General features: G+C 40.5%; 8 protein-coding genes. 4 read left to right on the top strand and 4 right to left on the bottom strand.

Features of this window, described 5'->3' with window-relative positions; all coding sequences use genetic code 11:
* Positions 1-50 precede the first annotated feature (50 nt).
* Positions 51-1,406, bottom strand: coding sequence for a UDP-N-acetylmuramate--L-alanine ligase (locus tag LA313_RS13205; RefSeq protein ID WP_228915740.1), 1,356 nt, complete (start codon positions 1,404-1,406; stop codon positions 51-53).
* 358 nt (positions 1,407-1,764) lie between these two features.
* Here LA313_RS13205 and LA313_RS13210 point away from each other — a divergent pair, with 358 nt between their 5' ends.
* Genes LA313_RS13210 through LA313_RS13220 form a run of 3 tightly spaced genes read left to right on the top strand, consistent with a single transcriptional unit; the run spans position 1,765 to position 9,615 of the window.
* Entirely contained in the window at positions 1,765-6,948 is a 5,184-nt protein-coding gene (locus tag LA313_RS13210; protein ID WP_228915742.1) for a gliding motility-associated C-terminal domain-containing protein, read from the top strand.
* A gap of 20 nt (positions 6,949-6,968) precedes the next feature.
* On the top strand, positions 6,969-7,913 hold the full coding sequence (locus LA313_RS13215) for a PorP/SprF family type IX secretion system membrane protein (RefSeq protein ID WP_228915747.1): 945 nt from the start codon (positions 6,969-6,971) through the stop codon (positions 7,911-7,913).
* Positions 7,914-7,926: 13 nt separating this feature from the next.
* Entirely contained in the window at positions 7,927-9,615 is a 1,689-nt protein-coding gene (locus LA313_RS13220; RefSeq protein ID WP_228915749.1) for an OmpA family protein, read from the top strand.
* Between the two features lie 78 nt (positions 9,616-9,693).
* Here the strand turns inward: LA313_RS13220 and LA313_RS13225 are convergent, their stop codons facing one another.
* Genes LA313_RS13225 through LA313_RS13235 form a run of 3 tightly spaced genes read right to left on the bottom strand, consistent with a single transcriptional unit; the run spans position 9,694 to position 12,454 of the window.
* Positions 9,694-10,215 (bottom strand): DUF4136 domain-containing protein, encoded by a 522-nt coding sequence (locus LA313_RS13225; RefSeq protein WP_228915751.1) that lies wholly within the window; start codon positions 10,213-10,215, stop codon positions 9,694-9,696.
* A 58-nt stretch (positions 10,216-10,273) separates the two neighbouring features.
* Positions 10,274-11,281, bottom strand: coding sequence for a GTPase ObgE (gene obgE / locus LA313_RS13230; RefSeq protein ID WP_228915753.1), 1,008 nt, complete (start codon positions 11,279-11,281; stop codon positions 10,274-10,276).
* Positions 11,282-11,305: 24 nt separating this feature from the next.
* On the bottom strand, positions 11,306-12,454 hold the full coding sequence (locus LA313_RS13235) for an adenylate kinase (protein ID WP_228915755.1): 1,149 nt from the start codon (positions 12,452-12,454) through the stop codon (positions 11,306-11,308).
* A gap of 90 nt (positions 12,455-12,544) precedes the next feature.
* On the opposite strand from LA313_RS13235, the gene LA313_RS13240 reads away from it, so the two are divergent.
* Positions 12,545-13,702, top strand: a complete 1,158-nt coding sequence (locus tag LA313_RS13240) for a 5-(carboxyamino)imidazole ribonucleotide synthase (protein WP_228915757.1) — start codon at positions 12,545-12,547, stop codon at positions 13,700-13,702.
* The last annotated feature ends 30 nt before the right edge of the window (positions 13,703-13,732 follow it).

Raw genomic sequence — 13,732 nt, forward strand, 5'->3', positions numbered from 1 at the left:
GGCTCAATTTATTTAAAGATAGCAAAATGAAGCTATTCATAGATGCTATTTTAGGTTATCCAGTTCTTGATCTCCTCGAAATCCAGACCTCCATAATTCCCACTGCTCATCAACAGGAGTACTTTATTATCATAATCCTGTTCTTTTAAAAATTCTTTGAAGTCCAAGGGATTGGTATATACAGTAAGATCTTTTCTCGAAAAAGATTCTAATATCTGCTCTTTTGAGATAGGATCAAGTTTTTTATTTTCCACAACTTCAGGAGAAAAGAAAACTACAGCTTCATCGGCGGTATTCAAAGACGATTGATACTGCAGGAGAAATTCTGAGTTCAAACTGCTGTAAGTGTGTAATTCCAGGCAAGCTATAACATGCCTGTCGCGATATTGTTGTTTTACCGCTTTTGTAGTAGCCATTACCTTTGAGGGGCTATGAGCAAAATCTTTATACACCACAGTTCTTTTTGTTTCGGCAATCTTTTCCAATCTTTTTGATGCTCCTTTAAAAGAGGCAATAGCTTCGTAAAAATCTTCTTCGTCTATACCCATATGCTGACAAATCCATTTTGCGCCTGCCAGATTTTGTAGGTTGTGCTCCCCAAAGATTGACACCGGCATGTCTCCTTCAGGAGTATGTAGGAGGGTTTGTTCATTCTCCACGTGATACTCTGGAGTTTTATATGGGTGTTTCCTGATGGTATTTGTAGATTCTTTTACAAGTTTTTTAAGGTGTTCATCCTCTTCATTATATACAAGGATACCTCCTTTAACTATGGAATCTATAAAAATTTTAAACTGCTCCAGGTACTCATCTAAAGTGGGGAAAACATTGATGTGATCCCACGCGATTCCGCTAAGCAGAGCTATGTTTGGTTTATAAAGGTGAAACTTTGGACGACGATCTATAGCCGAAGAAAGGTATTCATCCCCCTCCAACACGATAAAGTCATTCTCTTGAGTCAGGTGAACCATTGTGTCAAATCCTTCCAGTTGTGCTCCTACCATGTAATCCACATTTTTGTGGTGGTAGTTGAGAACATGGAGAATCATAGAAGTAATTGTAGTCTTACCGTGAGAACCACCAATGACTACCCTGGTTTTTTCTTTTGACTGCTCATATAAAAATTCCGGATAAGAATAAATTGCCAATCCGAGTTGTTTGGCTCTTTCCAGTTCGGGGTTATCTTCTCTGGCGTGCATACCCAGTATAACGGCATCAATTTCTTCTGTGATTTTTTCCTTAAACCAACCGTATTCACCTGGGAGAAGCCCTTCCTTTTCAAGTCTGGATCTGGAAGGTTCATAAATCATATCATCACTCCCGGTTATTGTATATCCTTTATGATGTAGTGCGAGAGCAAGATTATGCATCGCGCTACCACCAATTGCTATAAAATGTAGCCGCATTTTTCTATTTTTTGAGTAAATATAAAGCAATACGCAGAAAGACTGGCTTTAGAATTATTTAAAAAAATAATAGGATTATTTGTAACAAAAAGGCAGTTCCTATGTCCAACTGTGAGTTCAATTTGTTCGACAAATAACTTTTTTAACTTTATGCATGTAAAAAAACTCCTAAAAAAATATTATTAATGAAAAAATTGTACTTTTAACGTCCCCTACTTCAACGTATTAAACAGCTCATTGCTGCGCCCCTCTTGAACTCTGCCTTAACAGGAGTTTAAGTTTTAATATGCATGTATACTGTATATTTGAACCATGAAAACCATAAATACAAATTGATTAAATTTAACACTTAAAGCCTATGCGAATTTTTACTCTAGGTAAGAAGGGAGTACCATTACTCTTTTTTGCCTTATTTTTATTTAGCGGAACCACGATGTATGGACAGGAAGGATGTCCTACTCCGGGTGGTACTGACTCCGAACAATCCTTTTGTTATTTACAGACAATAGGTGATATTGTTACAGATGGAAGTGCAGTTTATCAAACTGCTGACAATGTTAACGACACTCAACCAATTCCGGAAGATGAGCTTTTAACTGATGGAGTAACCTATTATATAGGTGGAACATCTGGAGATTGCGAGCGTATTGCTGTAACTGTAACGGTAAACGTTGTAGAACGGCCAACCAACACTATTTTTCCAAACAGTCCTAGTTTCGAAATAACTCCTTGTTCATCTACTAATTTTACAGCAGATGATCTGGCAATTTACTTTAATGCTACCCGGACCGGTTATCAAGTAGAGGTTTACACTACTCAATTTGGCACTAACGAAGCTGAAGGCGAACTCACCCCGGGTGAGAGTTATTTTGTTGCACAGGTGCCGTCAACCGGCACAGCCGGATGCCCGTCCTTGAGAGCTGCAGTTGGATATAATCCTATTACCCCAGTTCCTCCAGTAGCAACTTCTCCTCAAGTTTTTTGTGAGGGAGCTACTGTGGCAGATTTACAGGCAGAAGGGACTTATGATAACACTCAAGCCATTAGATGGTATAGAACAGCAGCTGCCAATTCCCCATTAGCTAATGACATTCAACTCATTAATGGCCAAACTTACTATGCTACTCAAATAGTAAATGACAGAAATAGTCCTTTTCCTCCATGTGAAAGTAATGTTACACCTGTTATAGTTGAAGTTCAAAATTTAGATGCTGGGGAACAAGTTGGGGATGGCATCTATTGCCAGTCTGAGATCGACAGTCGTCTTGAAAGTACTCCTGCAGATCAATTGGTAAGAGAACTTTTTACAGAGCAACTGGGGTCTACCGTTCCAACTGATGGAATTTTTGAAAATCTAGGCATCGATGAAGTTATTTCACAATATCAGAGTGGAATTAGAAGCTTTTCAACGACCTATACTATTACTACTGAAGGAGGGTGTGAAGATAGTGTAGCACTATCTTTTACCATAGAGGAAGACTTTAATGCCGGAGAAGATAATATTACTACAACTGTATGTCGTGCCGAATTACCTGACTCATTAACCGAAACCGATACACGTAATCTTTTACTGTCATTATTAAGTGAGGATGCTGATACTGATGGTACTTTCTCTGCACAAACTGTTGCTGAAATAACAGCTGCCTTTAATAGCGGAGACGGAACAGGAACTTACAGTACAACCTATAGTGGTGGTACAGATCAATGTGCAGATTCTGCAGAAATTGCCGTAACAGTCCTCGAAAGCGGGAATGCAGGTGATGATGCGGATTTAGTTTTCTGCAAATCTGAAATTGTAGATTTAGTGACTGAATATTTATCGACAGATCCCACCCCGGATCCGGATATCTTCTTTGCGGAATGGATTGGAGACAGAGATACCAATGGCAATTTTACTGGAGATCCTTTAACATCACTAATTACTCAATATCAAACCGGTGGTCCTATTGAAGTTTCAACCACCTATATCATTGGTGAAGGAACAGAATGCGAAGATTCTGCTGAAATTTCTCTTACAATAATTGAAGGAGGTGAAGTTACAGACAATTCCACTACTATCTGTATTTCAGACATACCTATGTTGTTCGAAGAAACTCCTGAGGATGTTAGAGCATTCTATGTAGCACTGGCTGGTGGTACGGAAGGTGGTTCTTTCGAACCTTCTATTGAAGAACTGATAGCGCAATATGTAGAAAATAACATTGGTGATTTCAGAACAATTTATACTGTTGGCTTAGGTACTGCATGTGAAGATTCTGCAGAGCTTACCGTTACCATCAATGATTTAGAAGAAGCAAATGCGGGTTCTGAAACTGCTCTTACCTTCTGTTCTACTGAAGGAGAGTTAGATCTTACAGAATACCTTAATGAAGATGCTAATCAATCCGGTTATTTCGAAGAACTTGAAAATAACATGTTTAATCCTTCCGAAGCAGGTGTAGGTACTTTTTCTTTCACTTACACTGTAGATGCATCAACTGGTTGTGTAGAAGGTGAAGATTCAGCAACTTATACATTAGAAGTGATACAAGGTGCTAACGCGGGATCTGACAAACAAAGAATTCTTTGCAGTGATCAAGTAGACAATCTATTTAATACAGGCGCAAGTGTTAGAAGGTTTTATCTAAACCTATTAGATGAAAATGTTTCTAGGACAGGGTATTTTGACCCACCATTAAGTGAACTTACCACCCGATACGTTAACGAAGAGCAAACAGGAGATTTCACCACCTTCTATTTTCTTGGTGAAGGAGAATGTGTAGACTCCGCAGAACTAACCGTTACTATTAATGATGTAGAAGAGGCAAATGCAGGATCAGAAACTACTCTTACCTTCTGTTCTTCTGAAGGAGAGTTAGATCTTACAGAATACCTTAATGAAGATGCTAATCAGTCTGGTTATTTCGAGGAACTTAATAACAATATGTTTAATCCTTCCGAAGCGGGCGTGGGTACTTTTACCTTTACATACACTGTTGATGAATCAATTAATTGTGTAACCGGTCAGGATTCTGCCACGTATACAGTTGAGGTTATTGAAGGTGATGCTAATGCAGGAGGAGATGTTGCTTTGCAGTACTGCATAACTGAAGTTGAAGATATGACCGAAGCTGAAGTTCTGGAATTATTTAATTCCTTATTAGGAGAAGATGTTAATGAAGGCGGAGAATTTTCTCCATCGTTAGAGATTTTAATAGCTCAATTTGTCGAAAATCCAATTGGAACCTTTTCAACAACTTACACAGTAGGTGAAGGGCAGTGCTCAGGCTCTACAGAACTATCTATTACTGTAAACGATGTAGAAGAAGCAAATGCAGGCTCAGACACTACTCTTACCTTCTGTTCTACTGAAGGAGAGTTAGATCTTACAGAATACCTTAATGAAGATGCTAATCAATCCGGTTATTTCGAAGAACTTGAAAATAACATGTTTAATCCTTCCGAAGCAGGTGTAGGTACTTTTTCTTTCACTTACACTGTAGATGCATCAACTGGTTGTGTAGAAGGTGAAGATTCAGCAACTTATACATTAGAAGTGATACAAGGTGCTAACGCGGGATCTGACAAACAAAGAATTCTTTGCAGTGATCAAGTAGACAATCTATTTAATACAGGCGCAAGTGTTAGAAGGTTTTATCTAAACCTATTAGATGAAAATGTTTCTAGGACAGGGTATTTTGACCCACCATTAAGTGAACTTACCACCCGATACGTTAACGAAGAGCAAACAGGAGATTTCACCACCTTCTATTTTCTTGGTGAAGGAGAATGTGTAGACTCCGCAGAACTAACCGTTACTATTAATGATGTAGAAGAGGCAAATGCAGGATCAGAAACTACTCTTACCTTCTGTTCTTCTGAAGGAGAGTTAAATCTTACAGAATACCTTAATGCAGATGCTAATCAGTCTGGTAATTTTGAAGAACTTGAAAATAACATGTTTAATCCTTCCGAAGCGGGTGTGGGTACTTTTACCTTTACATATACTGTAGATGAATCAATTAATTGTGTTACTGGTCAGGATTCTGCTGTGTATACAATTGAGGTTATTGAAGGTGATGCTAATGCAGGAGGAGATAATTCAACAGAAGTTTGCCAATCTGATATTGATGAAATGCTTCCAAATGTAATTGCGGTAAGAAATTTTTATTTAGACTTACTGGACGAGGGAATTTCACGTGATGGTACTTTCAATCCAACTATTCAACAGTTAGCTGACAGATATACGGGAGGAGACCAGAGCGGGGATTTCACTACCATTTACACTCTCGGATCAGGAAATTGTACTTCTTCTGTCGAACTTACGGTTACAGTCCTTGAAAATCCAGACGCAGGTCAATCAGTTACAGTAAATCTTGAAGAAGATGCTACCGAAACGGCTGATCTTTTTGACGAACTAGGCGGAACGCCAGAAGCTGACGGAACCTGGACTTTTGATGGAGAAGAAGTTGATGGAACCTTTGATCCTGCAACCGATGAAGAAGGAGTTTACACCTACACTGTAACAAGCGAGAATGGATGTTCAGCTTCAGCTACAGTTACTGTGGTAATAGGTACTCAGGAGCAAAATTGTCCTGAAGTAACCGTAACAGAACAAACATTCTGTGATAGCGAACCAACTGTGGCCGATCTTATGCCTGCAGGAGTTCTTTGGTATTCTTCAACAGATGCTACAGAAGCACTTGATGTAACCACCGTTCTTGTAGATGGAAGCGTTTATTACGCCGGTCCTGTTGAAGGAATTTGTGACGACAGACCTTCTGTAACAGTTACTTTGTCTGACAGTCCAGCAGTTCCTACTGTAACCCCTTTCACACAATGTGATGTTGATGGCGCCACTATAGCCGACCTGGATATCACCGGAGAAGCTGATGCTACTTTCACTGTTTATTCAGATGAGACATTAGCAACCGAAGTAGGAAGTACAGAGGAACTTACCGAAGGAACTTATTACGTAACACAGACAAATGTTGCCGGTTGTGTCTCTGATGCTGCCAGCTTAACAGTTTCTTTCTCAAATTCAGATGCTCCTGTTCTTGTGTCGAACGCAGAGTGCATTCCTATTGATGGAACTCTTGCTGATCTTGAAGAGATTGTTTCTGCTAATGGAGATATTACCTGGTATGCTACTGCAACAAGTACCGATCCATTAAGTAGAATGACTACACTTACAGACGGCACTATTTACTACGCAACTTCTACAAACGATGAAGGCTGTGAAAGTTCAACAAGATTAGCGGTGACTGCTGACTTCTGTCCAATAGTTATTCCTGAGATCTTTACTCCTAATGGGGATGGTATTAACGACTATTTTGCCATCACAGGCATCTCTGCGGAATATCCTAACCACATGTTGGAAATTTACAACAGATGGGGAGAGCCAGTATACGTTGGTAAAGGAGAAAACCCAGGATGGGATGGAACTTCTACTGAAGGCTCGATTGGAAGTGGGGTATTACCTGTGGGAGTTTATTTCTACATATTGTACTACAACGACGGACAAACAGCGCCTACTCAAGGTAAATTGTACTTAAGCAGATAATTTTGAAACATTCAAAACAAATGAGAAATTCTTTTATAAAAATTCTTACAGTTGCTTGCATTGCCCTTTTTTCAATAAAGGGTAATGCACAACAAGATCCAATGTATACCCAGTATATGTATAACATGAGCGTGATCAACCCCGCTTATGCGATAGATGACCTGGGCATGCTTAACGTTGGTGGTATTTACAGGAACCAATGGGCCGGAATAGACGGAGCACCTGAAACAGCGAATTTCTTCGCTCACACAGGACTCACTGAGAGGCTTGAAGCGGGTATCTCCATTGTTCATGATGAGATTGGAGATGTTGTAAAGGAGAACAATCTTTACGTAGATGTAGCGTATGTTCTTCCTGTTACTGAAACTTCAAAATTGTCTTTTGGGGTCAAAGGAGGGGTTACCTTCTTTGATGCTGATCTTAGAGGCCTTGAAACTGGAAATTCTGTTACCGATCCTGCGGCAAACCAAAACATCAGTGAAGCTTTCCCAAACTTTGGGGTAGGCGCCTACTGGTTTGGAGATAAATACTATGTTGGTTTATCGGCTCCAAACCTTTTTACTGCAAAGCACCTGGAAAATGAAACAGGGTTGGCACGTTTAGGAGAAGAGAACATTCACTACTTCCTAACTGGAGGTTATGTGTTCGATTTAAACCCTAACCTAAAGCTAAAACCAGCTTTTATGGCCCGTGCCGTAGAAGGAGCCCCTCTTTCTGTTGACATCACAGCAAACGTCCTACTTTACAATCGGTTCGAGGTAGGTGCTGCTTACCGCTTTGATGAAACAGTAAGTGGTCTTGTCAATTTTAGAGTCACTCCTGAACTTAGAATAGGATACGCCTATGACTACACTACAGGAAACCTTGGTGACTTTAATGATGGTACTCATGAAATCATGGTGCTGTTTGACCTTGACCTGCTTGGCCTTTCAAAAGGTTACAACGTATCCCCAAGATTCTTCTAAAACCTAAAAAAACATGAAAAAACTTTATACGACACTTTTAGCTATCCTTATTGGATTCTCGGCCATGGCCCAGAGTTCGCAGGTAAAGAAAGCTAACCGCCTATATAATCAAAGAGCCTACATGGATGCTTCTGAAGCATACCGGTTGGTTCAGGATAAAGATCAGGAAGTCCTCCAAAGATTGGGCGATTCTTATTTCTTTACCAATAGAATGGGAAATGCAGCGGAAACCTATCGCGATCTTTTTCTTAAGTACAATGATGGAACGGTTGCTCCTGAATATTCATTCAGGTTTGCACACGCTCTGCGTGCTACCGGACAAGATGAGGAAGCCGATGAGTACTTTAGCGAGTACTATAACAAAACTGTAGATTTTGAAGAGTGGACTGCGAAACTTGACACTGCCGTATCTCATACCTACACTACAAACCAGGTAATGCAGAATGCAGCGTCATCAGACTTCGGGATCACTTTTATGGGAGACCGCATCGTTTTTGCCTCTACCCGTAATCAGGATCGTCCTATTTACGCCTGGAACAAGAAGCCTTATCTTGATCTTTACCTGGCTAATATCGACGATGAAGGAAAGTTGAGCAACATTGAATTATTCAATAATAAGATCAATACAGACACTCACGAGAGTTCAGCCGCTTTTTCCAGTGATGGACAAACTATGTACTTTGACAGAACCAATTCTAGAAGAGTTAAGGTTGATTGGGCAGAAGTACCTGTTGCAACGATAAGGATCTACCGTGCAGAGCTTGTTGATGGAGAGTGGACCAACATCGAAGCATTGCCTTTCACAAGCGATCAATATTCTGTAGAACACCCTACGTTAAGTGAGGATGGCTCAACTTTGTATTTTGCAAGTGACATGCCGGGATCTATGGGATCATTTGACATCTACAGCGTAGCTGTTAATGAAGATGGAACATTCGGAGAACCTGTTAACCTTGGACCTAATGTAAATACTGCTCATCGTGAGCAGTTCCCTTACATCGCAAATGATGGTACTTTATATTTCACATCTGATGGTCACATGGGCTACGGGAATTTGGACATCTTCAAAAGTGAGCAGCAGAATGGTTCCTTTGGTGAAGTCCAAAACCTTGGAAACTCGTTAAACAGTGAATTCGATGATTTCGCATTTGTACTGAAAGAAGGTGAAGAAAAGGGATACCTTGCTTCTAATAGAAGAGGATCTGATAACCTTTATGCTTTTACAAGAGAGGATTACACACCACCAATTCTTCCAAAAGAAGAAATGGAGATCAATCCTGAAACAGGTAGAAGACAGATCGCCGGAGTTGGTAACATCTACTTCGACTTCGATAAAGCAACTATTAAGCCGGAATCTAAACCAACTCTTAACCGTGTTGCCGAGATCATGAAGAATTATCCAATGCTTAGAATAGAAATCGGATCTCATGCAGATGCTCGTGGCTCTGATAAGTACAACATGGATCTTTCCCAACGTCGTGCAGAATCTACACTTGAATATCTGGTAAGCCAGGGAATAAGCAGAGATAGACTTGAGTCTAAAGGATATGGTGAAGAAGTACCGTTAAACGACTGTACAAGACCTAACATGTGTACTGAGGCTGAATATGCCAAAAACCGAAGAAGTGAATTCACGGAAATAACCGGAAGTACACCTTATTTACAGGACCAACCTGAAGCTGAAGAGCAGGACGAGAATTAGATTACACAACTAACCAACCAAAAAGAAGGCCCCGGGAGATCGGGGCCTTTTTATTTTGCAAAAAATGAAAAGCATAAATCACCTTTTTGGAGGATAACCTACCATAGCTTCCTCCACAATTTTAGCAAAATGCTGCTCCCTTTCCTCAGGTCTCCAGTCAAAATCAAATTTACTGTCGACTACAGCCTGCCAAACCAGGGCATCATTTTCCACATCAATAAGATCAAAAGTAAGCCTTAGAAATGTTTCGGGTCCACCCAAAGGTATTCCTCCGCTCACTCCCACTCCAACATTCCTACCGGTTCCTCCTATCCCTAATCCTACATTAGTGCGGCTAGGTTCCTGATATTGCTCGGTATAAACATTAAGGTAGAGATCAGGATCGCCGGTTGCTGCCAAATTCTTGGAAGCCAGAAAACTTTCTACACTTGAAAGAAGTCGTCTTTCGTCAAGTTCACTGAGGCCTGTCCTTATTTCAGGATATACGGCTATTGAAGAATAGGAATTGAAATTTGCCTGCTCATCGTAATCATAAACTGTACGTGGACCGCCACAGGAATAGATTACTGCACAAACAAGAATTAGTTTAAGAGTTCTCATAAGGTGTTTTTTTTAAATTTAAAGAAAACACCTCTGAATATTAAGAGATTAACAGGATTTAAACAGGTTCCCTATTCAACATTTCCCAAAGTTTATCCTTTAGTTCGGTTAGACCTTGTTGGGCAACAGAAGAAATAAACAGATATGGTGTGTCAAGAACTTGATCAAGTTCCAACTTAAGTTCCTGTTTTAGTTCACTGTCCAGCATATCACTTTTTGAGATAGCGATAAGCCTGTCCTTATCCAGCATTTCGGGATTGTAGCGTCTCAATTCGTCTACAAGGATCTCATATTGATTGTTGATATCCTTTGCATCAGCGGGAATAAGAAACAGTAAAGTAGAATTCCGCTCTATATGTCTAAGGAATCTATGACCAATACCTTTACCTTCCGCAGCCCCTTCAATGATTCCCGGTATATCGGCAACTACAAATGTTTTAAAATCGCGATACTCTACAATTCCAAGGTTGGGTTTAAGAGTAGTGAATTCGTAATCGGCAATTTTTGGTTTGGCGGCAGTAATGACTGAGAGCAAAGTTGATTTTCCTGCATTAGGAAAACCTACAAGTCCAACATCTGCCAGAATTTTCAATTCAAGCGTCACATCATTCTCTTCCCCGGGAATACCAGGTTGAGCATATCGCGGAGTCTGGTTAGTAGAAGATTTAAAATGCCAGTTTCCAAGTCCGCCTTTTCCACCTTCGGCAATAATTATCTCCTGCCCATCCTCTGTTATTTCATGAAGAATATTCTGGGTCTCGGTATCACGAATCACTGTACCAAGAGGTACTTCTATGATCTCATCCTTACCCTCGGCACCGGTACTTCGCTGTTTACTTCCATGTTCCCCGTGCTCGGCTTTTACATGCCTTTTAAATTTTAAATGGAAAAGTGTCCAGAGGTTTTTGTTTCCTTTGAGGATCACATGACCTCCCCTACCACCGTCTCCACCATCGGGACCTCCTTTGGCAACATATTTTTCGCGGTGCAGGTGAGCAGATCCTTTTCCTCCGTTCCCGGAGCTTACGTGGATCTTAACGTAATCAACAAAATTCCCTTCAGTCATGACATTTTTCTTTACCCACGGGTCTTAAACCAGCTGGTCAATAGCTTTCTTTAATCGTGCAGTGATCTCTTCAATAGAGCCTACACCATTTATTCCGTAATATTTTTCCTGTTTCAAATAGAACTGCTTCAAGATAGCAGTTTCTTCGTAATAAATCTTAATCCTCTTGCGAATCACAAGTTCGTTGGCGTCATCTGGCCTGCCAGAGGTCTTTCCACGTTCAAGTAAACGCTCCACGAGGATCTCATCATCTACTTCAAGCGCGATCATCGCACTTACCTCGGTTCCCTCCTCGTTTAGAAATTCCTCAAGAGCTTCGGCTTGTGCAACTGTACGTGGAAAACCGTCAAATATAAAACCATTACCTTCTTTTGTCTGCCTTACTTCAGCTTTAAGCATGTCGATGGTAACACTGTCGGGTACTAGCTGGCCTTTATCCATATAGGCTTTGGCAAGCTTTCCAAGTTCCGTTTCATTCTTTATGTTATACCTAAAAACATCTCCGGTAGAGATATGCCTTAGATTGTAATGGTCTTTAAGAATTGACGCCTGGGTTCCTTTTCCTGCTCCAGGAGGTCCAAACAACACGAGGTTTGTCATTTTAGTATTTTTAAGTTTATAAACCTGGGTAAGATTCCTTCCCAGACCGTTATAATCCAATCCATATCCTACTATAAAATCATTCGGAATTTCCAAACCAACATAATCTATGGCAAGAGATTTTTTATAAGACGCAGGTTTGTAAAACAAAGTCGCGACCTTATACTGGTTCACTTTTTCCTTCTTAAGAATTTTATCAATACTTACCAGGGTGTTCCCGGTATCAACAATATCTTCAATCACGATCACATTTCGGCCTTTTAGAGGCTGTGTAAGCCCCATGAGCGATTCTACATTTCCGGTAGTATCTGTACCTTCGTAAGACCTCAGCTTCACAAAATTAACCTCACAGTCTCCTTTGAATCTTTTGATAAGTTCGGCTGCAAAGAGGAAAGCTCCATTAAGGACGCCCAGGAAAACCGGGTTCTTTCCTTCAAAATCGGCGTTTACCTGCGCTGCCACTTTTTCGATGCCTGTGTTGATCTCGGCTTCAGAAATAAAAGGTGTGAATTTTAAATCGTGTAGTTGTACCAAAACAAAAATATTTTTGGGAAGCAAAGATACATATTCCATTCAACTCAGGATGCTAAACCCTGTGCATTTATAACCGAATCTTGCGGCATTTCAGATTTTTAAAATTATTTTTGCTGAAATACCTCATTAATGATCAACTATTTTTCTTCAGATTTTACCCTCGGAATTCTTGGCGGAGGCCAATTAGGAAAAATGCTGCTTTATGAAACACGCAAGTTTGACATTAGAACAGTAGTGCTCGATCCCAGTGCTGAAGCTCCCTGCAGAATTGCCTGCGATGAATTTACACAGGGCGATCTTATGGATTTTGAGACGGTTGTGAACTTCGGAAGAAAAGCAGATGTACTCACCTTCGAAATTGAAGGAGTGAATGTTGAGGCACTTGAAAAACTTGAATCTGAAGGAATAAAAGTTTATCCCTCTTCAAAAACCCTGAAGAAGATACAGGATAAGGGTATTCAAAAAGATTTTTTTGAGAAGCACGGTATTCCCACTGCTCCCTATAAAAAATACTCTTCAAAAAAGGCATTTTTAGAAGGTCTCCAAAAAGGAGATCTTTTCTTACCTTTAGTTTGGAAAAGTACTACCGGAGGCTACGACGGGAAGGGTGTGAGTGTAATTAAAAACGCAAATACTGCCGAAGAATTACCCGAAACTCCCTGCATAGCCGAAGATCTAATCCCCTTCAAGAATGAACTGGCAGTGATCGTGGCACGAAATCCATCAGGAGAAGTGAGAACTTATCCGGTGGTGGAAATGGAGTTTCATCCTGAAGCAAACCAGGTGGAATATGTAATATGTCCTGCCCGAATTGATGCTTCTGTAGCCGAAAAAGCCCGAAAAGTGGCCAAAAAAGTTTCCGAGGCTTATCAGCACGTTGGATTACTGGCCGTGGAAATGTTTCAGACAGAAGATGATGAAATTTTGGTCAATGAAGTGGCTCCGCGCCCGCACAACAGCGGCCACTATAGTATAGAAGCTGCATTTACCAACCAATTCGAACAGCATTTAAGAGCAATTCTCGATCTTCCTCTAGGAGAAACCGAGAGTAAGACCGGCGGCATAATGGTCAACCTGGTGGGTGAAGAAGGTTATACCGGAAAAGTCGTTTACAAGAACATTTCGGACATTCTGAAGCTAAAAGGGGTTACCCCTCATATCTACGGAAAGAAGGTCACCAGACCTTTCAGAAAAATGGGCCATGTAACTATCGTAAATGCCGATCTTGCTGAAGCCAGAAGAATTGCCGAAGAGGTGAAAAATACCATTAAAGTAATAAGCGAATAAAATTTAATAACAGACCTCACAGGAGTGTCA

The organism is Salinimicrobium sediminilitoris (assembly GCF_020866905.1).
GTDB classification, from domain to species: Bacteria; Bacteroidota; Bacteroidia; order Flavobacteriales; family Flavobacteriaceae; genus Salinimicrobium; species Salinimicrobium sediminilitoris.

Excerpts from the sequence above, each read along its gene's own strand:
- LA313_RS13205 (WP_228915740.1), bottom strand. The coding sequence starts at position 1,406 with ATGCGGCTACATTTTATAGCAATTGGTGGTAGCGCGATGCATAATCTT.
- LA313_RS13210 (WP_228915742.1), top strand. The coding sequence starts at position 1,765 with ATGCGAATTTTTACTCTAGGTAAGAAGGGAGTACCATTACTCTTTTTT.
- LA313_RS13215 (WP_228915747.1), top strand. The coding sequence starts at position 6,969 with ATGAGAAATTCTTTTATAAAAATTCTTACAGTTGCTTGCATTGCCCTT.
- LA313_RS13220 (WP_228915749.1), top strand. The coding sequence starts at position 7,927 with ATGAAAAAACTTTATACGACACTTTTAGCTATCCTTATTGGATTCTCG.
- LA313_RS13225 (WP_228915751.1), bottom strand. The coding sequence starts at position 10,215 with ATGAGAACTCTTAAACTAATTCTTGTTTGTGCAGTAATCTATTCCTGT.
- obgE (WP_228915753.1), bottom strand. The coding sequence starts at position 11,281 with ATGACTGAAGGGAATTTTGTTGATTACGTTAAGATCCACGTAAGCTCC.
- LA313_RS13235 (WP_228915755.1), bottom strand. The coding sequence starts at position 12,454 with ATGGAATATGTATCTTTGCTTCCCAAAAATATTTTTGTTTTGGTACAA.
- LA313_RS13240 (WP_228915757.1), top strand. The coding sequence starts at position 12,545 with ATGATCAACTATTTTTCTTCAGATTTTACCCTCGGAATTCTTGGCGGA.